Annotated in this window: 20 protein-coding genes and 1 pseudogene; 10 read left to right on the top strand and 11 right to left on the bottom strand. The window is 55.9% G+C overall.

The window, feature by feature from the left end; genetic code table 11:
• Nucleotides 1-76 precede the first annotated feature (76 nt).
• Entirely contained in the window at nucleotides 77-682 is a 606-nt protein-coding gene (locus PR017_RS17855) for a DUF1419 domain-containing protein (protein WP_111217253.1), read from the bottom strand.
• Between the two features lie 132 nt (nucleotides 683-814).
• A complete protein-coding gene (locus PR017_RS17850; protein WP_111217251.1) occupies nucleotides 815-1,750 on the bottom strand; it encodes a DUF3991 and toprim domain-containing protein in 936 nt (311 codons plus the stop codon).
• Between the two features lie 892 nt (nucleotides 1,751-2,642).
• Between PR017_RS17850 and PR017_RS28320 the strand changes: the two genes are divergently transcribed.
• Nucleotides 2,643-2,777 (top strand): 2'-5' RNA ligase family protein, encoded by a 135-nt coding sequence (locus PR017_RS28320; protein ID WP_341798959.1) that lies wholly within the window; start codon nucleotides 2,643-2,645, stop codon nucleotides 2,775-2,777.
• Between the two features lie 81 nt (nucleotides 2,778-2,858).
• On the opposite strand, the pseudogene PR017_RS17845 reads toward PR017_RS28320, so the two are convergent.
• Nucleotides 2,859-3,053: pseudogene (locus PR017_RS17845) on the bottom strand (3'-5' exonuclease); the annotation flags it as partial.
• Nucleotides 3,054-3,173: 120 nt separating this feature from the next.
• Here PR017_RS17845 and PR017_RS17840 point away from each other — a divergent pair.
• On the top strand, nucleotides 3,174-3,548 hold the full coding sequence (locus PR017_RS17840; RefSeq protein WP_111217249.1) for a VOC family protein: 375 nt from the start codon (nucleotides 3,174-3,176) through the stop codon (nucleotides 3,546-3,548).
• 181 nt (nucleotides 3,549-3,729) lie between these two features.
• On the opposite strand, the gene PR017_RS17835 is transcribed toward PR017_RS17840, so the two are convergent.
• Entirely contained in the window at nucleotides 3,730-4,152 is a 423-nt protein-coding gene (locus PR017_RS17835; protein WP_111217247.1) for a winged helix-turn-helix transcriptional regulator, read from the bottom strand.
• A gap of 95 nt (nucleotides 4,153-4,247) precedes the next feature.
• On the opposite strand from PR017_RS17835, the gene PR017_RS17830 reads away from it, so the two are divergent.
• Nucleotides 4,248-4,976, top strand: a complete 729-nt coding sequence (locus PR017_RS17830) for an SDR family NAD(P)-dependent oxidoreductase (protein ID WP_111217245.1) — start codon at nucleotides 4,248-4,250, stop codon at nucleotides 4,974-4,976.
• A gap of 268 nt (nucleotides 4,977-5,244) precedes the next feature.
• Here PR017_RS17830 and PR017_RS17825 read toward each other — a convergent pair whose 3' ends face one another.
• Nucleotides 5,245-5,601, bottom strand: a complete 357-nt coding sequence (locus PR017_RS17825) for a Rossmann-fold NAD(P)-binding domain-containing protein (RefSeq protein WP_240538876.1) — start codon at nucleotides 5,599-5,601, stop codon at nucleotides 5,245-5,247.
• Nucleotides 5,602-5,800: 199 nt separating this feature from the next.
• On the opposite strand from PR017_RS17825, the gene PR017_RS17820 reads away from it, so the two are divergent.
• The 6 genes from PR017_RS17820 to PR017_RS17795 all read left to right on the top strand — a co-directional run bounded on the left by PR017_RS17820 (nucleotide 5,801) and on the right by PR017_RS17795 (nucleotide 13,648).
• Nucleotides 5,801-6,361, top strand: a complete 561-nt coding sequence (locus PR017_RS17820; protein WP_206423120.1) for a hypothetical protein — start codon at nucleotides 5,801-5,803, stop codon at nucleotides 6,359-6,361.
• Nucleotides 6,362-7,063: 702 nt separating this feature from the next.
• Entirely contained in the window at nucleotides 7,064-7,483 is a 420-nt protein-coding gene (locus tag PR017_RS17815) for a plasmid partition protein ParG (protein WP_341798958.1), read from the top strand.
• A gap of 268 nt (nucleotides 7,484-7,751) precedes the next feature.
• Nucleotides 7,752-8,381 (top strand): recombinase family protein, encoded by a 630-nt coding sequence (locus PR017_RS17810; RefSeq protein ID WP_111217243.1) that lies wholly within the window; start codon nucleotides 7,752-7,754, stop codon nucleotides 8,379-8,381.
• Between the two features lie 386 nt (nucleotides 8,382-8,767).
• Nucleotides 8,768-10,195 (top strand): mannose-1-phosphate guanylyltransferase/mannose-6-phosphate isomerase, encoded by a 1,428-nt coding sequence (locus PR017_RS17805; protein ID WP_279619543.1) that lies wholly within the window; start codon nucleotides 8,768-8,770, stop codon nucleotides 10,193-10,195.
• A gap of 629 nt (nucleotides 10,196-10,824) precedes the next feature.
• Nucleotides 10,825-11,070 carry a hypothetical protein gene (locus PR017_RS17800; RefSeq protein WP_111218117.1) on the top strand — a complete coding sequence of 82 codons (246 nt, stop codon included), beginning with the start codon at nucleotides 10,825-10,827 and terminating at the stop codon, nucleotides 11,068-11,070.
• 163 nt (nucleotides 11,071-11,233) lie between these two features.
• The gene (locus PR017_RS17795) at nucleotides 11,234-13,648 is read left to right on the top strand and encodes a putative bifunctional diguanylate cyclase/phosphodiesterase (protein WP_133255559.1); all 2,415 of its coding nucleotides are present in this window, start codon (nucleotides 11,234-11,236) and stop codon (nucleotides 13,646-13,648) included.
• Between the two features lie 226 nt (nucleotides 13,649-13,874).
• Here the strand turns inward: PR017_RS17795 and PR017_RS17790 are convergent, their stop codons facing one another.
• Both PR017_RS17790 and PR017_RS17785 read right to left on the bottom strand, forming a co-directional pair.
• A complete protein-coding gene (locus tag PR017_RS17790; protein WP_111218121.1) occupies nucleotides 13,875-14,627 on the bottom strand; it encodes an N-acyl amino acid synthase FeeM domain-containing protein in 753 nt (250 codons plus the stop codon).
• A gap of 448 nt (nucleotides 14,628-15,075) precedes the next feature.
• Nucleotides 15,076-15,426, bottom strand: coding sequence for a hypothetical protein (locus PR017_RS17785; RefSeq protein ID WP_111218123.1), 351 nt, complete (start codon nucleotides 15,424-15,426; stop codon nucleotides 15,076-15,078).
• Nucleotides 15,427-16,932: 1,506 nt separating this feature from the next.
• Between PR017_RS17785 and PR017_RS17780 the strand changes: the two genes are divergently transcribed.
• Entirely contained in the window at nucleotides 16,933-17,835 is a 903-nt protein-coding gene (locus PR017_RS17780; RefSeq protein ID WP_111218126.1) for a recombinase family protein, read from the top strand.
• Between the two features lie 945 nt (nucleotides 17,836-18,780).
• On the opposite strand, the gene PR017_RS17775 is transcribed toward PR017_RS17780, so the two are convergent.
• The 4 genes from PR017_RS17775 to repA all read right to left on the bottom strand — a co-directional run bounded on the left by PR017_RS17775 (nucleotide 18,781) and on the right by repA (nucleotide 24,261).
• Nucleotides 18,781-19,092, bottom strand: coding sequence for a KTSC domain-containing protein (locus PR017_RS17775; protein ID WP_111218128.1), 312 nt, complete (start codon nucleotides 19,090-19,092; stop codon nucleotides 18,781-18,783).
• A 1,552-nt stretch (nucleotides 19,093-20,644) separates the two neighbouring features.
• The gene (gene repC / locus PR017_RS17770; RefSeq protein ID WP_111218130.1) at nucleotides 20,645-21,859 is read right to left on the bottom strand and encodes a plasmid replication protein RepC; all 1,215 of its coding nucleotides are present in this window, start codon (nucleotides 21,857-21,859) and stop codon (nucleotides 20,645-20,647) included.
• Nucleotides 21,860-22,012: 153 nt separating this feature from the next.
• Nucleotides 22,013-23,050, bottom strand: coding sequence for a plasmid partitioning protein RepB (repB, locus tag PR017_RS17765; RefSeq protein WP_111218139.1), 1,038 nt, complete (start codon nucleotides 23,048-23,050; stop codon nucleotides 22,013-22,015).
• Nucleotides 23,047-24,261: a plasmid partitioning protein RepA gene (repA, locus tag PR017_RS17760; protein WP_240538907.1), complete on the bottom strand. Its 1,215-nt coding sequence runs from the start codon at nucleotides 24,259-24,261 to the stop codon at nucleotides 23,047-23,049. Before repA ends, repB begins: the two co-directional genes overlap by 4 nt.

The raw sequence follows: 24,261 nt of genomic DNA, 5'->3' as shown, positions 1-24,261 counted from the left end.
GCGCCAAGGCACACTCGCGGGAAGAAGCGGTGTTGCCAGGCTGCGGATGGTAGAGGTTTGGAAATGAAGGCCGCCGTCAGGCAGCGAGGGTTTCCGGCAGAAGACGGAATTGTACGGGCAGCTTGGCGGCGATCTCCTCGTCGGTCAGATCGTCGAGCAGCTTCCAGATCTTCCCCTGAGCGGAGGGATAGACGAGCACGATCTGGCGATTGCGCAGATCGGCTGGAAAGCGAGCGTCGGCATAACCACGGAAATCCGGACCGGTCGCGCTCCAGATATGATCGAGTTTTTCCTGTCGGTTCATCGCGCGCACCGGACGGGACTCGCGGGTGATGATCTCGGCGCGCATCCGGTTGGGCGACTCACGATCGCCCAGATCGCAATAGCCGTGGAACCATCGGGACCAATCATCGATCGTCAGGGCGAAGAACACGCTGGTGACGCTGGCGGCCAGAAACTCGCGCATGGCGAACATGTCACCGCGGTAAAACAGCGGCGGCAGGATCTCGAACATGTGGTCGTGATCGGCTTCGGATATCTCAAACCACTCGCCGATATATCGCGTACCATTCATCCTGTTATCGTCGAAAGGCGACTGGCTGTGGCGATTGAACAGGGCATACATCTCGTGGCGGCTGGCCACACCTTCGAACACTTTACGGATGGTGGGAGGGTTGAACATCGGCTGCTCCTTTGGGGTTGGGGACCGAAGCGGAAGCCTGATCGACCTCCTTATTCAGTCCTTTGATCACCCCTCCTCAGCCGGCGCCTCGCGGGCGGCGGGTCAAGGGCCGCCATCAGGCGGGCGGCAGCTTCACCCTTGATGCGCTGGCCGCGTATGCGGCAGCTCTCCTCTCTCCCTCCTCTCCTTCAGTTCCTCATTCCAATCCTCAGCTTCCGGCCGTAGCCGCGAGAAATCGCAAGCAGCGCGGTCCGCCATCTGGCGCAGACGATCGGCAAAAACCTCACCTTGAACATTGTTGTCGGTCGCCGCGACCAGCCACGCGCCCTCCCCGGAAGCGAGGTTTTCCAACGCCTGCGCGGTCAACGGAGACCACCCGCCTCCGGTGCTGACATAGAGACTGTCGGATCTTATGTGCTCTATTGCGGCGAGACTGAGCGCATCGATCGCCGCCTCTGTGACGCAGATCCGGCGAGCGTCATTCATTCCAAACTGGAAGAGCGCCTTGGCGCCACCGGTGGAAAACCCGCGCCACTCGGCGCCGCGCTCTTCCCAGCCGATGACGGCGCCGGCCTCATCGACATGCCTTGCCCACATCGAGCCATAGGGGCCTTCGCGAAGCAAATCGGCCTTGATCGCAGCTGAAATGATATGCCCTGGCAGCGCCCGGCGCTGCTCGAGATACGTCCACGCCGCAGATCCAGGCGAAGGCCGTCTTCTGTGGTTCCAGCGGGCGATCACCGAAGCCATGACCTGCGCCTGACGGAAAGGTTTCTTCCAGGCCCGCGCGGTCGGCTGGAACGCGGCAAGGTCGCCGACGACCGCCCGGGCCTCGGCAAACCCGATCCCCCGGAGATAGCTTGCAAGGGCAAAAACATCGCCCTTGGCCTCCGAACGGGCGTCGAACCAGCCCTTGTCGTCGTGGATGACAATGACGATGTCGTGGTCGCGGCGGAATTTGACTGCCCGGCGCGTGCTCTCTTTTCTGTCTCTCGCGAAGCCCTCGTGCTCGAGGACGGCTGCGCAGCCGACGCGGGCGCGCAGCGCTTCGATGTCTTTCTTTTCCATATTTCCTCCTATCGTCTTCCTGAACGTTCAGGCTGTCAGCGCCCAGGCCGCGAAGGTGCAAGCGCGCAAGGGCGCGGTTTGCAATGTGCAGATCTGCGGGACACGCTCGCGGCGAAGCCTCCCTTGCGCGCGCATCAGCGCAAGCGGCACGCGCTTCCTCCGAAGGGCTGGTCGGCCAATGCGCCGCTCCATAGGCGAAGGGATCGCATTCGTTGATGATGGCGTCTGCATTGCCGTCATTCTCTGCGATGGGCATGATGCCGATTTCTCCATGTAAGGCTCCATATGGTGGCGGGGCCCACTCCCGCTCGATTGCGCCCCTGTGATCCGGACCCCACCGCAGTCACCTCGGCGGCGCAGTCAGAGGGGTCCCAGGAGCTGCCAACCCGTTGCGGGTTGACCGTCCAAGGACGGGGCGGGTTAGGGATGCCAGACAAAAGCGCTGGGTTGGCAACGCCGATGGTTGGAGCGGATTGGTATGCGATCACGCCGCACTGACCTTCGTCCGGATCGTTCGGATTGCCATTTTCTGTAACGAGGGGAAATGTGGGAACTGCTTCTCATCCAGAGCGCGACTTCGACAGGCACAATTTGATATGTCGGCCGGATGATCAACGACTGCTTCAGATATGATGGCCTGCGGACTGGACGCTCCCCGTTGAGGTCTAAGCACAACACTTCCGCTGCAGGAGGAGCCTCGCTCCTGCCTAAGCCACTCTGAATCGTCCCTCTTCTGTCAACGTAATTCTACAAGAGGGGCATACGGTAAAGTGCCCCCGGAATTCACTTTGAAATCGTGCTACACATGCTCGGGCTTATCGATGTCCAGTTCCGTCGGCATGACATTGTAGTCATCCACCAGAGCAACGGGTACCTCTAGCTTCCGCAGAACATGCAGAATTGGCAGCCGCACCTCACGATCCAGAACAAGGCGCCGAAGGCAAAAGCGGACCAACTCTACCATGAGCTGAGGCAAAGCTTTCGACCTCACGACATTGAAATTACTGGTCTCGACCTCTGGGAATAGTGCGGTGGTCGATGACGGCACTTGACGTCAGCCTTGTTGGCACATGCCCTTGGGAAAAACAGGACCAGCCGTGGTGATTTCTCAGGCCCTGGACCGGTCGAAGGCCGTGAGATGCCGGCCGGAGGATCAGCTTCCGGATATTGAAAATCTCGGTTCGCAGGTAGCTTGGCTCAGGCTCAAGGTTGCCTCGTCTACCGCGATCCACCAGGATTTCGGCCGGCCTTCGCTTCCGTCGAACCAACGATAGCCGCGTGCTTTCAGATGATCCTTGTAATCGACAGACCAGCATTTTCCACGCGCGGCGACGTAGAAAATGTGTTGCCAGGTGAAGCAAATCGAGCGATTTGCCGCGACACAACGGCTAGGTTAGGTTGGTCAACCCACTGGAGATGGAAGATGTTCACCCACGTCATGATCGGAAGCAACAACTTGCAACGATCCAAAATCTTCTACGACGCCACCTTCCTTGCATTGGGAGGAAAGCCCGGCGAGATTGATGTAAGAGGCAGGCTAATCTATGCTCATGAGGGCAATCGTTTGATGGTTACGACACCGATCGACGGTAAACCGGCTACCGTGGCCAACGGTGGGACCATCGGCATCGCCGCTGCCAGCCCTGACCAAGTTCTAGCTTGGCACGCAGCGGGCACCGCGAATGGGGGTACCGCGATCGAGAGCTCGCCCGCTAAGCGCCCGAACGGGTCATTCGTTGCCTATCTTCGCGATCCTGACGGACATAAATTATCCGCGCGGACACTGCCTACGAATTGAGCCAAGCCTCGGCTCCGTAGAGCGTCAGCCCGTTAGGCAGCTGGGAAAACTTCACGATGTTAGGTCACTTGACAATTACCATTGTACAGGCGGACTGCGAACAGACACAGGGCGAGGACAAACTTTTCGGCACTAGGTCACACCCGGACGGGCGATGCAAAGTCGGCCGATCCCAACCGAGCTAGACTCGAAACCGATCGTATTCTTCTTGCGCGCGTTCAAGCTGCGAGCCGTAAGTCATTGACCAAGCGTAGAGTGCCTCGAACGGCTGCTGAAGAGAGCGGCCGAGCGAAGTGATGGTATATTCGACGCCGACCGGTGTCGTTGTGGTGAGCACTTCACGGCGAACCAGTCCGTTGCGCTCCAGTCGCTTCAATGCGTCGGCGAGCGCTTTGTGCGTGATACCGTCCAAGCGCCGCATGATCTCGTTGAACCGTGACGGCCTGGTACACAGGACGGTGAGGATCAGAATCGACCACTTGTTGGCGATCTGCTCAAGCACCGGCCGCGCCCTCTCCACGTCAAGCAACGCTTCGGCGGAGACAGCTTTGTGGCTATGAGACGTGCAAGCTTTGATGATCGGACCTTCGTTCGCCGCGGGCATAGATATACTCCTCGATATCTGCTTTACATATAGTGCGTAATTGACCGTAGGTATAGAGGATATATCCTAGCTTCATCATTGTTGGTGGAGTTAACATGACCAGATTAGCAAACAAGATCTCCCTCGTTATCGGCGGTGCCGGTGGCATCGGCGGAGCCGTGTCTCAGAGGTTCGCCAGAGAGGGAGCGCAAGTCTACGCGACCAGCCGCAAGGGCGCGGAAAGCGAACCAGACCCAGTCGGCATAGGCAGCATCATCACGATCCAAGCGGACGCCAGCAACGACGCCGATCTTCAGCGCGTCATGGAGCAGATACGATCAGAGCAAGGCCGCATCGACGTGCTTGTCGTGAACGCAGGCCTATCCGAATACGCACCCCTTGAGGATATTTCCGGGGAGCATTTCGATAGAACATTCGGCCTGAACGTGCGATCTCTCGTGTTCGCGGTGCAGGGTGCCATCGACATCATGAAGCCCGGCGGAACGGTAGTGCTGATTGGCTCCATCGCGGGCGATATCGGCACCAAAGGATATGGCGTTTATGGTGCGACCAAGGCCGCGGTCCGTTCGTTCACACGCACATGGGCCAACGAGCTTGCCCGCAAGGGCATCCGCGTTAACGTTGTCAGCCCTGGACCGACCGATACGGCGATGATGGCGGCGGCCTCACAGGAAATCCGAGACGCACTGTCCAGCATGATCCCTCTTGGGCGTATGGGCAGACCTGACGAGGTGGCGGCCGCAGTCCTCTTCCTTGCAAGTGACGAGAGCAGCTTTACGACAGGTGCAGAAATAGCCGTCGATGGGGGTATGGCCCAGGTTTGACGCCTCTTTCGAAGGGCGTCGGAAACCACACTTAAACCTCAAGGGACGAGCGGCTCCGCCGCCGACCGATCTGGTCCAGGCATGATGCACGGCTTCATGCCTGGGTTCCCCAAGACCCCTACTGGACGGCTCTAGCTATGTGAGCTCCACGTTAGGAAGGTCTCTGGCTTGACGCCATCTGTCCGCGCCTTCTCGATCGACGGCCTGAGGGTGTCTTTGGCGAATTCTTCCATTGTCGTGCGCAGCGCCGGACGATCGTCGTGAAACCTTACACGCCCATCGTTAAGAGCAGCCAAGGTGTCATGATCGTAGACCCACCGTCCGAGAGTCCCGAATTTTTCTCTCGGAATACCGTCTCGACATCGCGATCGCTCATATCGACGAAACGATAGTCCACCTCTCTACCGCGTGCCCGGCCGATAATCGCGGCGATCTCAGGCATCGTGTAATCGATGCCCAGTTGCTTGACGGACCGGTGCTGGTCAGTCGGCGTGTCGAAATGCGTCGCCGCGAAATCCGCGATGTCCTGAATGGCACCCCACGGAGCTTTGACCTTGGGGGCAAGCGACCAGCCGATCCTATCGTGCTGCGCGATCGAGTCGACCCACCTGGACAGGTCCTCCATGAACCAGCCACCCTGCAGGTGCACCAAATTGATGTCGCGTAGTCGGTTGAGGATCTGATCCAGGATATGGAAGCCTTGGAAAAATGGCCCGTGTTTCCGCTGACCTCGGATCAGCCGCGTCGTTGTTTAAGCAATAGCCTCTTGGCATAAATAGGAAATGAGCCAAGGTAAGCACTCTTAAATAGGGGGCGACACCACCATGGGCGCATACGCTCTGCGGGTCGGTGACAGTATTCTTCCGCTGTCCGTGGACGGAACTCTTCCGACTGCCTTCGGCGAGTGGTCATTTACGGAAAACACGGTCCATCACGAGCAGTCAACCAAACTCTGCGGTCAGCAGGATCTCGGCCACAACTACGAGATTGCCAACCAATATACAGAGGCGACGCTCTGGGTGGGCTCCCATTGCCTACTCCAGTTTGACGTGGCCGTCCTGGAAAAGGGTCGGCGTCTTTCGCCCGCAGAGGCAAAACGGCATCTCACCAAGCTTACCCAGCAAATGCAGTTGGCATCCTGTATCCGCACCCTTGAGCAACTTGCAGCGAAAGAGAGCAACCCCATCCTGTCGGGCGCGCTTGATTACCGCCGTAAAAACAAAAGCTCACCCCAAAATATGCCGCCGTTGTTTTCTGGAAGCTCCAGGTTTTCAAATTTGATCATCACCCGTCGTCCTTTCAGGTCGAGCTTCGTTGCGCTCGGCACCCCGAGGATCTTCGGCAGATGCAGACCTCGCGCGTTCACTGCTTTTGGAATGCGTTGACGACGGCGCAGCGTCGTCGAGCAGTTGAACTGGGTCATTCGCCGCCCGCGGGATGCAACGCATCAAAGGAAAAGGTGATCAACCTTGGCAAAAAAAATTTCCGGACTGGCTACATCCACCTCAGTAAGACTGGGCAGAAAAACGGGTGGCGATCCCCTGAACGCGCCTATGTCGGTTGCAGTTGGCTCATCTGGTATCGACGAATTCTGTGACATGAGTTCAACCATTGCCGACGCAACGCTGGTTGACCGGTTGACCGTTGGGGAGCCGGTCTTTCGACCAATACGATACACCTATCCTCAGGTGCTCCATCGGCAAGTCTCGGAACTATGTTCCACGGTGTGGTTGCGAATTGGGTTGCCGGTTCAGGCAGGGCCAAATCACGACGCTGCCACTACATCCATGCGTCCCCCCGGCAGATGGAAATGGACCTTCTGCAAGCCACGGCCGAATAGTCATGCATTTGAGTTTTCAACGGGAAACCTCGCCCCAAAAATGAACCGTTAGGCTTGCTTTTTCACAGTGAGCCTTCCTTGCGACGACAAAAAATCCCCCAAAAAGGTCAGCTTTTACGGGAAGTGCCGCCCCAGAAGATCGCTTGGCTAGCAATCGACAGACATACGAGCAAGTGGAAGTGCCGCCCCAAGACACGGGAACTGCCGCCCCAAAAGTATCTCGTTACTCTTTGATTTCAACACGGAAGTGCGGCATCGTCATCGGTACCAAGAACACCCCGCCGATCGCGAGGCGAAGGGCCTTTTCGCTTTTGAACATCGATACCCCATAGGCGATGATACCCACCGAGGGCACAAGGTGGTCCCGCTACACGCGGCCGGAGCCGAAAGCGACAAACGCCTCGCCTTCGATGTCACTCAGAGCCTGCATAAGCGCATCAAGGCGCGGTGCGCCATGCGTGGCACCCATATGGCCGATGTGATCCGCGAGTTGCTCGAAAAGGAATGTGCGTCGTCAATACGATTTGAGCAGAATGAGCGTGCGGGGATGGCAGCTATCTTCCCAGCGACGTGTCTGCCCGGTTCTTGCGCAATAAAATTTGAATGCGTTTGTATTTTTGGGGCGGCAATTCCGGCTTTTGGGGCGGCAATTCCCGCTTTCAGGTAACTTTGTCATGAAGGGTGCCTGCCTGGAAGACAGTGCAACTATACGGGTGGCGTAAGAACAGTGTGTGGCCTCATCTGGCGTTACCCTATGGACCTTAGCATTGAACGTCTCTCTTTTACGTCAAGGCATAACAATAAAAGCAAATCGTGCCGCTACGGGCCATTGCGTATCTTTTTAACCCGAAATATTGTTTCCAATAGTGGGGAATCTCCATCCTCGGACCAAAACATACTACATTTCAAAACAGCATATCGTGAGCATCTGTCTTATGGCCATACATGCCTACCTGCAGAAGAGTATTGGCAAAAGCGAGGCGACAGGCGCCAACGAGACGCTGGCAAAATTTGCTGGCGAACGCAATTGGGCGATTGCCACCACCAGCGTCGAGAGCGAGGGCGGCGCGACACACAACTGTCCGGGCCTGTTCCACCTCTTGGCAGTCTGCAAGCCCGGCGACATCCTCCTGATCGCCCAGGTGGACCGCCTCACCCGTCTGAACATCGAAACCTGGGATCGTCTGCGCACCGAAATCAACGCCCGTGGTGTTCTCTTGGTGTCTCCGGACCTTCCGACAACATGGGCTTTCGGATCGCCGGAACCGTCTGAGATCGCGGGACTTATCAACCAGGCGATCAACAGCACGCTTCTGGACGTCCTTTCCACCCTTGCGCGCAAAGCGCAGGAAGACAAACGCTGGCTTCAGCGTCAAGGTATCGCCGCCACCAAGGCGGCCGGTGGTTATCGTGGCCGTCCGGAAAACACGCGGCGCAACGACGAGATCATAGCGATGCTTCGAAGCGGAAGGACCTGGGAGAGCGTCCGCAACAAGGTCCGATGCTCGAACTCGACAATCGCGCGAATGGCAAAACGCATGAAGACCGAGTCTGCGGAGGAATGACCGTCCCCAGCCGCCCCTGAGGCCAGAGCCTTTGGACCGGGGGCGTCTACCCGAAGAGCCGCCCGGCTCGAGCGAGGCAGCGCCCTTCGCTGCCAATCGAGGAGGAGACACAGACGAGTTGCGAACGGGACAGGCGCTCTGCAAGCAAGCATCCCTCCCCCGCCCATCCTCGCAACTATACTGCAGCCTTAACCTTGCTTCCCATTTGATCGACAAATGGACAATGACCGATTGGAGAAACCGCAAGACACGATACTATCGTCCTGATCGCATGCTTATGACGAGCGGCAGAAAGAGCGTTCGTCGATATGCCGGGGCCAGACGGCGGCGGGATGACCTCGCCTGCAGAAATTCATCGACGACAAGTTTTAAAGAGGATCGAATTCATGGCAGCAAAAATCGTCCCGGTCATCATGGCCGGTGGCAAGGGAACTCGATTGTGGCCGCTGTCGCGCGCCACGGCGCCAAAGCAGTTTATCCAGTTCGTGGGAGACCAGACACTGTTTCAGAACACCCTGTCGCGCGTTTCCGACAGGGACCTTTACGAAGCGGCCATCGTCGTCACCAATGAGGAGTTCCGTTTCCTCGTGGCAGAGCAGGCCCGCGAACTCGGCATCGAACTTGCAGCCGTGCTGCTCGAGCCCGTCGCCCGCAACACAGCCCCCGCCGTCGCCGCCGCAGCAACGCTCGCCAACGATCTTTTCGGCAAGGACACCATCATCCAGGTTCTGGCCTCCGACCACGAGATCACGGCAGACGCCACCTATTTCGAGTGCATCCGCATCGCCCGTGCGACGGCCGCAGAAGGCAAGCTGGTCACCTTCGGCATCACCCCGACAGAGCCTGCCACCGGCTACGGTTACATCGAAGTCGGAAAGTCGCTGGCCTCGGGTGCCCATGCGGTCAAGCGCTTCATCGAGAAGCCACCCGTCGACAAGGCCGAAGCGATGCTTGCAGCCGGCGGCTTCTACTGGAACTCCGGCATCTTCGTTTTCCCGGTGACGCCGCTGCTGACGGAGCTGACCGAATTTGCACCGGCCGTGGTCAAAGCGGCCAAGGAGGCCTTGGCCAAGGGCGTTCGGGATCTCGACTTCACCCGCCTCGACAGCGAAGCTTTTTCCAAGAGCCCCGACATCTCCATCGACTATGCCGTCATGGAAAAGACCTCCAATGCCGCAGTCGTACCTTCGTCCTTCCTGTGGTCTGACCTTGGAAGCTGGGACTCTGTCTGGAAGGTCGGGAAGCAGGACGAGGACGGCAACGTCTCGGCCGGCAACACGACGCTCGTCAACACCAAGAACTCTCTCGTCATGACCCACGGCACCCATCTCGCCGTGCAGGGTCTAGAAAACGTCGCCGTTATCGCATCCGAAGATGCCGTCTATGTCGGACATCTGAAAGACAGCCAGGACGTCGGCAAGCTGGTCAAGCTGCTGGCCAGCCACAAGAAGACTGCGACGCTCACCGAAACCCATCCGACGTCCTATCGCCCCTGGGGCGGCTACACGTCGCTGATCAAGAGCGACCGCTTCCAGGTGAAGCGCATCTTCGTCACGCCCGGCAAGAAGCTGTCGCTCCAGAAGCACCACCACCGCTCCGAGCACTGGATCGTCGTCAAGGGAACGGCCGAAGTGACGATCGGCGACAAGGTTCAGGTCGTGCGCGAGAACGAGTCCGTCTACATCCCGCTCGGCGAAGTCCACCGCATGGCCAATCCGGGCAAGATCCTGCTGGAGTTGATCGAAGTGCAGACCGGCTCCTATTTCGGCGAGGACGACATCATCCGGATTGAAGACGAATTCGGGCGCACGTGATAGAACTATTTTGCGATCGCCGATGGCTGCTTGAACAATTGGGCGATGCCTGCAACCACAGGACTTGCCTATCCCTGACTGTCGAGAGCGGGCATCGAGACGCTCTCGGCAAAGGGCCGTCCTCGTCGATTTTTCGTGCCTCTGCCTCACTTGCCATACGCGATGAGCGATGAGCGATGAGCGATGAGCGATGAGCGATGAGCGATGAGCGACCTTGCACACTTTCGGAGTGGCATCGCAAGCGTGGTCGCTTCGCGCGCGCTGCATCGACATCAGCATCACAGCAAAGGGACAGCTCAGCGCCGCTGGTGATCAAGAAGACTGGGTCATAGTTCACCCAGCATATTCATTCCGGTGAATCAGTCAGCCTTGGTCACCAGGCATCATCCTCTTCGGCTCAACAGATGTCATAGGCGCCAGCTTCCCGACAGACTATAACTTTGGAGCATCGAAGTTTCGCCAGCGGTTGCTCCTCGATTGCCGCGCCAAACCATTGGAGTTGTCCAGTACAGGAGGCGGTTCCCGGCGCGAACGGGGGCCTGATCAAGGCAAACCTGCTCTGCGCTGTGCGCTCCGGCAAACTTGGGTCTGATCAAGTTATTGGAATAACTGCCTGTAGATTTCATGGAATGCAGGTCGTCAATCCCGTGATCTGCGATGGAGCCATCATGGGCTATCGGAAGCAAATCGGACAAGGAACGGTCGCCCTCATGGTGCCACACGATTGCTGCGGCGTCGAAGTCCGCAGCAGCCTGTTCCCGCAATCGGAAGGTCTGAGGCCGCCGACTTCCCAGGTCTGCAACGCACACGCCGAAACGAAAATGCAAATTACCGGTGCCAGTTCCGCACAACGGCACGTGTCGATTGCGGCGTAAGGCGTCAAGCCGTAGGTTCTGTTAACGATGTACGAAGCAACATCGTGCAGGAGAGGTTTTCCTTTGCTTGAAAGCCGAATATTTCATACCTCTTGACTAAATTTTGCAGATGGTAAGTTGGTAGAAGTACTATCGTTAGGTGATCCAGGTGATAGCCACGAGATTGAAAACACTCTTCGCACAAGAAAAGCTTCCCCCATCTATCAGAAAATCTTTCGTCGACACGCTTTTCATGCAGACAGAGACGCTGGTCACGGGCTGGGTTTCGCAATGCGCGGTTTGTCTGCTCGGCTATTTCAACCTTGGCCGTAGCGAATTCCTATATCTGATTGCTGTCCTTACTCTCATTCTCGCCGTGCGGATGTGGGACTCTTCCAATTTCAATCGGCAGATGGCCCGCAAACGCGGCTATGAGGTCACGGACGCCCAGATTCGTATCTGGAGAGCCCGCTATATCATCGGTTCCTGCTCCACGGCTCTTTGCCTGGCTTTTATCTCCTGTTTTACCGTCTGGATCGATCCCGGTTCCCTTGCCACGCTCGCTGCAATTGGTCTGGCGCTCGGGACATTGAACTCGGTGGTCGGCAAGAATTTCGGCGACAAGTTTAACATCGACGCTCTCGTCTTCATCACCTGCGCGCCCATGATGTTAACTTTGGCGCTAAAGGGTGTCTTGGCGAATGATAAAATCATGGTCGTCACGGCGCTTCTGCTCCTTCCCGTCATGCTGATTGCACGCCAGATGGCGCGCCAGGTCCGTGGAATCCTGTACAGCAGTTTGACCAACCTTCATCACGCCAATGCATTTCGGAAGCTGTTCGAAGCGGCTCTGAACTATATGCCTGGCGGCCTGATCATGATCGACGACAACGACCAGGTCTCCATCATGAACGTCAAGGCCGCAAGAATGTTCGGCATCCCGGACCAGGCGGCGGTTGTGGCCAACAGGACGCGCCTGTTGCGACTGGTCACCCTTGGCATGGTCAGCAATCAACTGACCCGTGGCGAGGCGTCGAGGTTAAGGGCAGCAATTGGCGACCTCATGGGCGGCGACTTGGCCTCAAAGACGGTCAACATCGGTGACAAGCATATCCAGTTGACCGTCAACAAACTACCAACGAGAACACCGAAAGAGGATGAGGCCATTGGCGGTGCCGTCCTTATTTGCGAGGACGTAACACTGAGGGTCGAGGCCTATGAGAGAGCCAGGCTCAATGCGAACTTCGACCATCTGTCCGGGCTGCCAAACCGTCGTTACCTGATAGAACAGATCAACGAAGCCGTGCAAGGGATGGGCGATGAAGAATTGATCGCCATCGGGCAACTCGATATCAACAAGTTCAAGCTCATCAATGACAATTTCGGCCATGCGACAGGCGACGCAGCCATTCGCAGCGTTGGCCAGGCGATAAACGCGCTCGAGACCGAGCGCATGCTGCGCGGGCGCTGGGGCGGCGACGAATTCATGATCGCGATTTTGGGCCTCAAGGACGAGCGCCATATCAAGGAGGAGCTAGACAAGATCTTTACGCGACTTTGCCGCCGTTATGAAATTGCGGACGATAGCGACAATGATGACGGTGTCGTCATGCAGCGCGTGAACAAGCTTGATATCAACTGTTCGGGCGGCGTGGTGATCTGTAGAAAGGACTCGTTCGTCCTCGAAGATGCTATGAAAAAAGCCGATGTCGCGCTTCTGACAGCCAAGAAAGAGCCTGATATCGGCTGGTTGCAGTTCGATGAGGCGATGGCTGCAGAGTATCACAAGGAACAGAAGCTGAAGGATGACTTCAGGATCGCCCTGCGCGAGGGTTATATCACGCCAGTCTACCAGCCAATGTACACGCCCGACGGCGCCAGGCTGGTGTGCTGCGAGGCGTTGGCGCGCTGGCACCACCCGGAACTCGGTAGCATAGCGCCGGCACGATTTATTCCCATCGCGGAGCAATACGGGTTCATCCACGAGCTGACAGTGTCCATGATGAACCGCGCCTGCAGGGATTGCGCCGGGTGGCACGACCAGACCATATGCGTGTCGGTCAACCTGAGCGCCGTTGACCTTGCCAACCACAGGATCCTCGACGTTATAAAAAATGCGCTCACCAGCGCGAAACTTGACCCACACCGACTGCAAATAGAGGTGACAGAAAGCGTCTTCGTTAAGGACCGCGGCCAAGCCGCAGGCGTCCTGCGTAATCTGCAAGATATGGGGATCAGGATCGCCATTGATGATTTCGGAACTGGTTATTCCAACCTCGCGCTCATCAACGACATGCCACTTGATAAACTGAAAATAGATCGGTCGTTTGTCGAGAACATTGTCACTGATCAGCGTGCCAGAACGTTTTTCACCTCGATGGTCACCTTTACAAAATCCCTTGGTTTCGGGATCGTGGTTGAAGGAGTGGAGACGCTCGAGCAGCTCAACATTATTCAGATGTCCGATGTCGACCTCATTCAGGGCTATTTGTTTGGGCGGCCGATGGTGAATGACGAGATCAATGCCCGCATCGATGAACTTCTAGCGATTGCCAAAGGTCAGACGGGGAAGAAAGTCGTCCGGATCAAGAAGCCCTGAATGACGCCATCGGAGGCGCTGTTTGCTCAGATGCACGCACTCGCCTGCCATTGGTTGAGCGAAGACAAGTCTGGCCAAAGGCGACACGAAAAGCCCTGTATTGCGTCCGATTGACTTCCTATGAGAGACGATATCAAGGCTTCGACGATGACGTGATTTTCCTCTTGGAAGAGAAAAACCGACCGGCGCGGTCAACGGGTGTCGCAGGCAAACCTGGAAAACATTTCTACCGCGCGATCAAAATTGCCGCTTCAGCCGACGGAATGACCGAGACGGCTTCCACACCTTCCGGCGGCGTGCCGAAAAGGCGTTTGCGTTCAGAGCTCAGGGATCTGAAGAAAGGAAGCCGACTAAGGATGGAATCGCTGTTTTCGAGTTTTCCATTGGCGTAGAGATCCACTTCATGGGCGAACCAATCGACCTTCTGGCTGCCTTTCCATTTTTTCATGCCGTAGTAACGCTTATAAAAGCCCGCATGCTCTGGACGAATAACGGACAGCGTGAAGTCTGCGTCGAAAAAGATGCACGCCATCGCCGTTAGCCGGATCGTCATGAAGGGCAGAAAGGGAAGGATGCCGGACAGGTATGAATCGGCGCAAAAGCGACTGGAATCGATAAATTTGAAACCTCTGTCGAAATGGAAATCCAGAGCGCCGGGAAAATGCGAATTCGTCGGACAAGTTCGCTCCGTGGGAGTCGCGAAATGAATGCGCAGCGAGCTGGCGAGACGATCCTCGAAATAGAGGCCGAAAATCTGGGCATTCGGCGAACTATCATAGGCGTCCGCGCTCTGATGGGACGCATCGGATTCGATCAGCTCTTCGCGCCGATAGGCGTTGTATCGCAGGCGGAAAATCTCTTCGAGGTCGTTACCAGCGACGACGCGACGGTATTCAATCCGATTGAGTGCGGCAAGCCCCTGAGCCGCAAAGCTTGTCGTGGCAGCCAGAGGGTGTAAAGATTGATTGCGCACCGTCATCGTCTTTTCCTTTGCCCCCAAAATATCCTAACGATTTATTAAAATCATAACAATCCTCGTCGCGATGGATCGCCTCCACCGTTCACAATATGGTTAATTTGCAAAGGACCGCCAGCCCCTCCCCCATGCAACTGTAGGGTTGGCCGCCGGCGTCGAACGCTTGCATTTCTGCTGCTTTGGCAGTTATCGGGCGGCAGCAGCAAAACGTGGGCTGCGAGCTGTGCGGGCTTCCACGGTTTCCCACTCTGGTGGTCGCGCGGCTGAAAAGACTTACGCCCTATGTGCCGGGAACGTTGATGAGGCGTAGTTGGATACCGTTCAAAACGTGTCGAGACCCGCCAACATGGGCAAAGTGAGATGGCAGTCGCGGTCTTCATACCGCAGATCTTTTGACATGCTTTTTCGACGGAACGAAAATTCCGGCACGCTGTGGCGAGGGCACGGCGACCTATTGAAACTGTTTGTATTCGATCCTGAAACGATCCGGGACTGCTATGGGAGAGCTCTGCCTTACGATATCGAACACCGCGCCATAGCCACTGTCGCAAACGATCCGCTCGAGCTCCGCATTGGCAAGCATTGCCATGGTCGCCAAATCGCTTTCCGTAACCAAGGCCTCGTCGCTCAGCTCCAGGAATACCACGCAGTCTCCAAAGCTCTCACACCTGAACGTCGCCACCGCCTCTCGCGAATCCTCGGACAGCTGGTAGTCCACGCGATCGACATGGGCAGCGTCCGCATAGGAGATCAATCGCAATTCAATGTCGACGTTCCTGCCGGCTTTAAAACAGGCGCTCATAACTGTCCTTGTGTCTCAAAGATGGTGTCGGCAAGATACAGGCGTATCCGGCTAAAAACGACGATGCAAACTCGAGTATTTTTCTAGCAGCTAATAATAAGCGGACCAATAAGCGCAGCGGCCCTTCTTGGCGCTATAGTTAACCAAATATTACTGGATGATACAACTGCTCACAAATCGAACGTCCGCTGGCAGCTAGTCTTGACGTCATTCGCCGTCACGATCCGATCTCCGATGCTGCTGTAGGAGATAACGCCGAAATCTGTTTCCCGCTGGGTTCCAATGTCGTCAACCCTCGTCCCGCGCCCTCTGTCTCATAGCGCCACGCAGGGTGCCAACGCGTCGGCAAAGCTTTCCTGGTTAGCGTGGAAGGACATCGTCCATATTAAATCTGCCGAGGCCGATAGACGAAACACACACCTACGACTTGCAGGCATGGCAAACCGCATTCAAGGTTGGACCGTAACTAGAATGGCCCTCCCCCGTGGTATCGAACCCCATGACCCTTACCCAATAACAAGCGCCTTCATAGGCGGAAGTGCCTTTCGAACCCCTGGGAGGACGCAACTCCCCCCAGCCTGAGTGTTCGGGTTCTTTCTGATTAAGACGCCACTCGGTAGACCTTAGGCGCCATTGAAAGCGATCGACCTCGTTTGGGAGGCGTCCAGTCGACACGGGTTTTGGGCCGCGGGTCTGCCGCTGGGCCGATACACCGTCTTGGAAGGTCTCCATCGCCATGTATTTATAGATTGCTGCGATTTAGGCTGTTCAGGGTAGTTTCGGGTACGCCTAGCCCGAACGAGCGCAGTGCAGCGAACAGAGCCGGGGAGGTTGTAGGCGCTATGGTTATGTTGGAACGAAAAAGCTGCGCTCAGGTAGGCGAATGGGGGAAGACGCCAAAGAAAGCCATGGCAGCAGCGAGGGGCCGAAGGGTCCGCCGGCCGTCGCGCGTGCAGCGGCAATTTTCGCGTATACAATCCTGATGGGAGGGACGCGGACTTGCCGTCACCCAACTAAATCGTTGCAGATGCGAAGCGTCGACGAGTTCCCTCTGCAGAACGCACGACGTCTCGGCAGATTTATGCGTTGGCTGGTCGCTGGTGACCAGTCCGGTCTGTGCTCAACTGCTGCTCGATTGAGAGCAGTGATGTCAGGTTCCGTCCCTTCGGCAAAGCCGTGAGGGGGAGCTCACCTGGCTCGTCGAGCGGATCGAGACACTTCAGGATCTCGTCGCCTCAATCTGCACTGAGCCGCTTTGGAGGCCTACACCGTTTGGGGTGCCTTGTCGTCGCCTTCGCGTTAGCATGTACCGCCCAAAAACCGCCACAGCACACCGGTGAGCGGCGCAAGCAATCCGCGTTTGCCGACGGCCCGTTCTGACGTGTCTCTTCCGCCTGGACGCCTTCCACGCATGCTGTAAACCACGCTTTAAATAGTGCTGTTTCTGATGTATCTTTGCTGTACAGTGGGTTGTGTGTCGTTGGCAACTCGGCAGGGAGAGAAGACATGTCCAGTATCCAGCCGAGTGCACCACGCCTCATTGGCTATGCCCGAACCGTCCCTGGCGAAGAGCCGCGCGATTCACAAATCGACGACCTTCGTGCAGCCGGTTGCGATCGGATCTTTGAGGAGCATGGGACGTCTGCCTCCCGGGACCGACCCGTGCTGACCCGGCTGCTCGGCGACCTCTCGGCAGGTGATGTGCTGATCGTTGTTCGCCTCGAACGGCTCGGCCTTTCCACCCGCCATCTTCTTCCTTTGATGGAGGATCTCGAGCAACGGGGCGTTCAACTCCGTTCGATCGGGGACAGCATCGACACCGCGCCGCCCAATGGCGCAGTTTGCCTTGCGATGGCTCGGGCCATTGCTTCACTCGAAAAGGCGCTGACAGGGGAAAGTACCCGCGCTGGTATCAAGCTGGCAAAACAACGTGGGAGGCTTGCCGGAAATCCCGGTCTGCGAGATCGGCGGCCGGACGCACTCCAGGCCTTGTCACGGGCACGCGACAAAATTTATCTCGACGAACTCATGGCATCGGCAGAAAGCTGGCTGCCAACGGTCCAGCAGCTTCGACCCGATCATAGCTGGGACAACATCGCGCTTGTGCTCAATCGTCGTGGCATGGATTGGACCACCGAACGCCTCCGGCGTGCCGTCCATCGACTGGCCCGCGAGAAACTGGCGGATCCCGACCTGCTTGTTCGATCGCCGCGACGCGGACCGGACGATCGCCTCATGACGCTCATTGCCGCAATCGCGATTGCCGATCCGACCTTGTCGCTTCGGGGGATTGGGGCTCAATTAGAATTGCTCGGCGAGAAACCGCCCCGCGGTGGCCGAAAGTGGCAACCATCCTCGGTTCGTCATTTTCTCGATGAGGGCCGCAGGTTCGGGCTGATACGCGGCTGAGAGGCTAAAACGAGATACCGGTGAACGCCCCCGCCTTTACCTCAGCATCTAGAAAAATAAATCGTCACTTTGTCGCACCCGCCTTCTTGCAGGTATCAAATTCATCCACGCAAGTTCCGAGACATCTCATATGCGGGTCGTTGTCTTTCTTCGAGTCGCATGTATTGAAACAAATATCTGCTTCGATGCGACATTGATTTCCGATCAGTTGGCCGCCGCTTCGCGTTGACTTCGGAGTAACGGTAGTATCGGCATTTGCGTTCAAAGCAGAAAGGCCCAATACCAGGACCATACAGGCAGTACAGAGTACTGTTCTTAACATCCACGGCACCCGCTGGTACATTATCAACCAACGAAGACCAACGTCCGAGTTTGAATGTTTTGGCATCATTTTCCCTAATCCAAACCAATTGGCAATAATTAATAGTGACATCAACTGGCAGTCAGAGTTTATTGGCAGTAGCCGATGATTGCACCGACGATCCAAAGAGAGAACATTTTTAATTGACTGCGCGACGCGGCGCCATTTACTTCTGATGAATTGATCAGTAATCCGGCCGTATTTTACAGTTATTTTAAATGGGAAGCACCAAAGGAATTTCCGAGGGACTTCAACAACTAAAATGTAACACGCGCAGGTAGTGCTGGATGCACCACTGTCATCAGTCAACCTATCGAAATATGTACCATTCTCGATAACGCCGCCGGAGGCGGATCGGTGTCGAATGTAAGGGTGGTAAACAGGACGGAGGATTGCCCACCAGCATTACCACTGGGCAACAAGTGGATGGCGCTACCGGGGCGACATCACCAGGGTCAGTGGGAGAGCGATAGACCTTGAGTTCTATTGCGTGGTTCAGCGCTACATGTGCAAGCTCCGGCCTGACCTCTTGCTTGATGCAAGGCACTTGGCCAAATTGTCTCTACATCAGCGTGCATCGCCAGCTAAGAGTAGACCGTTAGGTTAACATCAGCAGGCGACGATGTTTCAACACGCTTGATGCGCCTGAGCAGCATGAATTTAACGAGTAAATTGGACAAGAGTTGCGGTCTGAGCGCCACCCTTAGATATTTCTCATAGAACACACCAGGCGTCGGATGTTCCGCAAAGGCCTTCACAAGCTCAAATGGTACGCTGCCATAAACGCGGGTCTTGCGGTGCGCCGTGATAACGACAAGTCGGTTGCTCGCGAATTCATAGTGAACCGTCCTCACCGCTCTTGACCTAAAGTTAACTGTCAGGATTTCTGCGTCCATTGGATAAACCCCCTAGTGTGTGGTTATAATGCACTGCAACACAGAAAGTTCAAGTGTCATCAAATGACGCCGAGGGGTCGGTTCGCTCAAGCCCAATGGGACAGCGGAAAAGAGCAGGAAACTCACCACGCTTTACTTTGCCTACACTGGTAAAATTTCTTCTATGCTCATCGCAATTATCAACTTTACGCCCCAGCCAATGTTTCAAACCACTGAAGCTATTTAGAACATTGTTCTGAAGCCCTCACAGCCTGTGAGCAACACGCTTACTTTTACCCAATGCCGTCGTTTCAAGGCAGTCGATGATAGTGAGTAGGTGTAATTTCGAATCTTGAACTTCCACCACTGGGGAATGCCACAATTAATTGCATTGCAATGGAAAACACGTGCGCGTGCGCTTTCAACCTTACCGCCCTTCCCGGCTGAAGAGAGAGTTGCTTGCTTCGGTGGAACATGAAATTGCGCCGGAAGGCTTTCATCGTCGTGTGGATAAAAAAATGCTTGCGCTGGGAAGACGATGTTCGCTTTTGCATTTTATGGCCTTCTCGGAAATGCAGTCCCAACGTAACAGGACGTCCACATATCAATCCCTGAAGCACATATGTCTCTTCTCCAGAGCTTGCCCATAGAGGGAAATGCTGCTTGCTACACGATGCGGGCGCAAAGAATAAGTTGATAAATTATAATTCAATGCCGCACAGGCGCGGGCGTAGCTGTTGAACAGAATGAATTCGGCTTCTTACTGGCCAGTGGTCAAAGGACTGTCGTTGAGTGGCGCGTCTGACCAAGCGCGTGTTGCTAGCGTTAAGGTGCGAAGTCGATCGGTACCAAGCGTTCGACGCGTCCCGGAGATCTCAAGGTTTGCACCTATGTCTGATACTTCGTCTCCATGGAAGGCCAGTTTTGCGCCGGCGAATCGTCGGGTCCGTTAGGATTCGCCCTGGAGGGTATCTCTAGGCAAGCAGGAGATCGAGATGAGGGATTGAGCGGTCTTTCCGACAACTGGAAGTTTTGTGTCGGAGATGGAGAGAGTTTTTCGACGTTCCTGATGTCTACGAGTAATGACGCGATATGCACGGCAATGCCGATCTGTGCGAACCGGTGTTGTGTGGTCGGTAGGTGCTGCAGCATGAAGTTCCAAAATTCTGCGTTGCGTTTCATTCGCGCCTCCTACGGAGGTTCAATAGTCGCATGCTTGGGTTCTGCCTGTACCTCCCTCGACCATCGAGCAAATCCCTATTCTTTCATCTGACTGCTCTCTGTGTAAGACCAGTCTGGTTTACATTGCTTTGTCGTCTTCGTTGCGGCGTTGAGGTCCAGTCATGTTGGCGAGCGTTGTTGCGGCCGTCCAGATTGGTTACAGATCCCGCGGGCACGGGATAAGTCCGTCTGGGCATTTCGATGGTGTCTGAGTCCCGCTTTGTTTCGCGGGAGGAGGGATTTGAGAAGTCACGCGACCATTCCAATCCCGGTTGAATCTCCCTTGGCAAGGGAAATGCGCAGTTTGCCGCGGCAAACTCTTATGGGGAAAAGTTTGCCGCGGCAAACTTCGCTAACCAAACGAGGGCTCCCTGCTTATGTTGGATCTAAGAAGCGCCATAATCATGGGACCAAGCGAAAATCGCCCCTCCCTCGCCCGCTTGGTGAGATTTCGAAGGTATCCGCCCGCAGAAGTTATAAAATTTGTACGCTGTAAAATGCATGAAATCGTTGCCGCTGCGTTTTCTGGTCCCATGAGTTCGCATGCCTCCTGATAGGCAGACGGGCTGACGCCCAGCATAGACTTGACGACGACGGCCGCGATCATAAGCTCACGCCAACTTTTGATGGTCCCTCCTGGGCCATAGTCTGAGATAAGTGGGCAAGCACGCAAAATCGTTTCCAAGGGATATATCGTTCGTGTATCTCGTGGTGCGCTTTCAGGTCCACGGGGACGGCGGTGTGCGCTTTGGTCTAACCGCTGTTCAAATTCAATAGTAGAGTCAGGATCTGAATTCTGTATATGCCGGTCATTGTGACTGTCATTGCCGCTCATTTTCTCAGGATCCACCAATAAATGCAGACGGTTGATGAGATCCGCCTCGAGCATTTTCATGTGAGCTAGAGACGCCTCTATTTCTGTAATGGTGGGTGAACGGGACATGCGGCGGACGAGACCCAGATAGGTGTTTTCGATCTCATGCCAATTCCCTTCTGCACCCTCTTCGATCGCGGCTGTGAGGATCTTACGGACGTTGCGACGGCATATCGTCAAGTCGGCCTTGGCCTTTCGCAACGCGTCTCGTTTGGCGGCCACATCCTCGGACAAGCATAGGAACTCATCGGCTCTGGCGAGCAATGGTGAGAGATCGAAGCCGAACGCAGATTCTATGGCTCCAGATCTATCCTTACGGGCGTAGCGCTTGCCGTTGGCGCTGTCCTTGCGGATGATCAGACCTTTCTTGACCAAGGCTGCAATATGTCGGCGGATGGTCGCATCGGACATCTGATGGGCGCGCAGGGCAAGTTGAACGTTGGAAGGGAACACAATAAGCACTCCATCCTGACGCAGCTCTGCATCAGGATGGAAGCTCAGCAGCGCGTTCAGAACTGTAAGACTGCTAGATTGAAGGCCGAGAAGTGACTTTGCTGCCGCAATGTCGCGAAACACTTTCCATTTATTTGCTGATTTTCCTGGTTTGATCTCGACAGCCGCCATTTGCCGTTTGATCGAGGCAAGGGACACTGGCCGCCGCCCAAAGGGCGTCGTCACGCTTTCTGTGTGCATTAACTCTTACCTTTCGATAGGCAAAAGAAATCCGCTCACCAAAATGATGCCAGGAGTCTTGACTGTTTTTCATGGAAGTGCGATTCTGTGTTTGCGGACTACAGAAGGGGCTTCCACGACGGCAACGTTTTGGGGGCCTTTTTCTTTTCCGGTCTACTCTCCGTTGCGTTGATGTTCGGTACTTTTCGATTTAAATTCATCGTAGAGTGCTGGAACGTGGTTCAGCAAGAACGCGGCGAAATCGGGCGCGTCTTTCGTGCTTACAGAAATATCCAGCGTGGCTTTGCCGTGTTTAACTAGCCCAAGACGATGCTGCCGTGGGCTTGTCCAAGGCTCTGCTTTTTGCCGCTCAGCATTGGGCCGTAACTGTCTCAAGACAGCCTTGAACCGCTCGTCTGATGGTAGCGCCTGCACGTCTTCGCCTTCGCTGATATCGATTGCCCTGTCGAGGTTGTTTCCGACGGTCAAATAGTCTGCAAATTCCATCCAGCTACGACGACCTATGCCTGGAGCAGGTCCGATGGCATCTATTAGTTCTCCTGGCATCTTGGCGACCACGGACAGCATGACCGACAGGTCTCCCTTTTGAACAGAGAGAGCCGACATGATCACGTCGCGAGCAAAGCGGGCCTTCAAGCGATCAGCAAACCTAGCTTTTTCAATGTAGGTGAGATCCTGGCGCTCGTTGTTTTCTTGTCCCTGCGCAACCACAAGCTGATCGTCGCTGAGATCACGGACGATCGCCTTGACCTTCAGTCCGAGTTCCGCAACGGCACGAAGGCGCCGATGGCCAAACGCGACCTGGTATCTGCCTGGGATATCAGGGTGAGGGCGCACCAGAATGGGTACCTGTTGCCCTTGCTCACGAATAGAGACCACTAGCCCATCTATGTCGCCGGGCATACGGTCTTGCAGAAACGATGGGTCAATTGTACCAGGATCCATGTCAATGATCGATTGGCCAGCGAGCAGGCGCTTCTCGATATCGTCGGCACGCGCCTGACGCTCGCGCTCTAGTTCAAATGTCGAGCCGACCTGTTTGACAATCTTGTTTTCTGCTTTTGGCTGCTCAACGAGAGACAGCCTATCTTGCGGCTCGGGCATAAGTGGCAAAGTGCGCGGTTTGGCTTGGCGCGTTGCTTCGACTCGACCAATGTTCTGCGGAATTGGCAAAATGTCTTTACGGCTCATGCTGCCCGTCCCCATGCTTTCCTGATGAGAGATTCAATCTCTCCGTTTACATTGTTCATCGCCTCCATGGCCCGATCATAAGTCGCCCGCGTAAACGCACCGCGCTCCACCTCAAACAGCGTCTGATTGGTGAGGCCAGCATCAGAGACAGCTGTAGTTTTGAGCATGGGATGGATCAGCACGTTGTCGCCGAACATGGCGCGAAGATAGCCGACCATCTGGTTTTGCGGCCCATCGCTCGGTTCAAAGCGCGTGATGAGGTAACGCATCCATTTGTAATCAAACTCTGCGCCGTGTCCTGCGATCTCGCGCAAAAGGTCGGACATCATGGATAAGAACTGGTTCATCGACATGACGTCCAGCATTTGCGGGTGGACGGTCACCAGTAATGAGGTCGCGGCGGCAATTGCAGACAGTGTGAGATAGCCAAGTTGCGGCGGACAATCCACGACGACAACATCATAGTTGTCTTTGACCGAGGCAAGGGCTGCCTTCATCCGCTGGAAGAACATAACATCGCCGGGCTTTCGTTTCATCAGCGCACGCGGAGTGTCATGCTCGAATTCCATGAGTTCGAGGTTCCCGGGTACAAGATGAAGATCGGGAATATACGTCCCCCTGACGATTTCGTGCATGGGGCGAGGGGCCCCGTAGCGCAGCGCACCGTAGAGCGTCTCGCCCTCGCCGACATCCGTCTCGGGCTGAACGCCCAGGAGGGTGGACAAGCTCGCCTGCGGATCGAGATCGATCGCAAGAACGCGATAGCCCCGCAGCGCCAGATATTGCGCGAGATGTGCGGCGGTCGTGGTCTTGCCGGAGCCACCCTTGAAGTTCATCACGGAAATGACCTGAAGATCTTCTGCGTTGCGACGGTGTGGAAGATAACGCCGACTTCCGCGGCCGACCTTGTCCAAATGATTGCGGATCTTATGCATATCCATCGCTGAATAGGATCGCCGGCCTGCTGGGCCGGTGCTAACGTCGAGATCCGCGGCTAAGTCGTTCGCAAGGGTTCTCAGGTACACCTCTTTCACACCGATAAACCTTGCGGCTTCAGCTGGCTGAAAAAAGCGGATCGTTTTTTCCGCATGAGGTGGAAAGACACTTAGATGATGGGCCTGAAGCTGACTTGACAGCGTATCCGAATGCCGCTCGATAAGCCCCATGAGACTTTCGTCTGCGGGCGGGATGTTGCCAATGATTTGAGCCAT

The sequence above is a fragment of the Rhizobium tumorigenes genome (assembly GCF_003240565.2).
Lineage (GTDB): Bacteria > Pseudomonadota > Alphaproteobacteria > Rhizobiales > Rhizobiaceae > Rhizobium > Rhizobium tumorigenes.
Note: the sequence above shows the minus strand (reverse complement) of the source record. Positions and strands in the feature narration are given on the sequence as shown.

Excerpts from the sequence above, each read along its gene's own strand:
- PR017_RS17830 (WP_111217245.1), top strand. The coding sequence starts at position 4,248 with ATGACCAGATTAGCAAACAAGATCTCCCTCGTTATCGGCGGTGCCGGT.
- repC (WP_111218130.1), bottom strand. The coding sequence starts at position 21,859 with ATGCACACAGAAAGCGTGACGACGCCCTTTGGGCGGCGGCCAGTGTCC.
- PR017_RS17850 (WP_111217251.1), bottom strand. The coding sequence starts at position 1,750 with ATGGAAAAGAAAGACATCGAAGCGCTGCGCGCCCGCGTCGGCTGCGCA.
- repA (WP_240538907.1), bottom strand. The coding sequence starts at position 24,261 with ATGGCTCAAATCATTGGCAACATCCCGCCCGCAGACGAAAGTCTCATG.
- PR017_RS17800 (WP_111218117.1), top strand. The coding sequence starts at position 10,825 with ATGCAGGTCGTCAATCCCGTGATCTGCGATGGAGCCATCATGGGCTAT.
- PR017_RS17840 (WP_111217249.1), top strand. The coding sequence starts at position 3,174 with ATGTTCACCCACGTCATGATCGGAAGCAACAACTTGCAACGATCCAAA.
- PR017_RS17775 (WP_111218128.1), bottom strand. The coding sequence starts at position 19,092 with ATGGACGCAGAAATCCTGACAGTTAACTTTAGGTCAAGAGCGGTGAGG.
- PR017_RS17855 (WP_111217253.1), bottom strand. The coding sequence starts at position 682 with ATGTTCAACCCTCCCACCATCCGTAAAGTGTTCGAAGGTGTGGCCAGC.
- PR017_RS17805 (WP_279619543.1), top strand. The coding sequence starts at position 8,768 with ATGGCAGCAAAAATCGTCCCGGTCATCATGGCCGGTGGCAAGGGAACT.
- PR017_RS17780 (WP_111218126.1), top strand. The coding sequence starts at position 16,933 with ATGTCCAGTATCCAGCCGAGTGCACCACGCCTCATTGGCTATGCCCGA.
- PR017_RS17835 (WP_111217247.1), bottom strand. The coding sequence starts at position 4,152 with ATGCCCGCGGCGAACGAAGGTCCGATCATCAAAGCTTGCACGTCTCAT.
- PR017_RS17790 (WP_111218121.1), bottom strand. The coding sequence starts at position 14,627 with ATGACGGTGCGCAATCAATCTTTACACCCTCTGGCTGCCACGACAAGC.
- PR017_RS28320 (WP_341798959.1), top strand. The coding sequence starts at position 2,643 with ATGCAGAATTGGCAGCCGCACCTCACGATCCAGAACAAGGCGCCGAAG.
- repB (WP_111218139.1), bottom strand. The coding sequence starts at position 23,050 with ATGAGCCGTAAAGACATTTTGCCAATTCCGCAGAACATTGGTCGAGTC.
- PR017_RS17810 (WP_111217243.1), top strand. The coding sequence starts at position 7,752 with ATGGCCATACATGCCTACCTGCAGAAGAGTATTGGCAAAAGCGAGGCG.
- PR017_RS17820 (WP_206423120.1), top strand. The coding sequence starts at position 5,801 with ATGGGCGCATACGCTCTGCGGGTCGGTGACAGTATTCTTCCGCTGTCC.
- PR017_RS17825 (WP_240538876.1), bottom strand. The coding sequence starts at position 5,601 with ATGGAGGACCTGTCCAGGTGGGTCGACTCGATCGCGCAGCACGATAGG.
- PR017_RS17785 (WP_111218123.1), bottom strand. The coding sequence starts at position 15,426 with ATGAGCGCCTGTTTTAAAGCCGGCAGGAACGTCGACATTGAATTGCGA.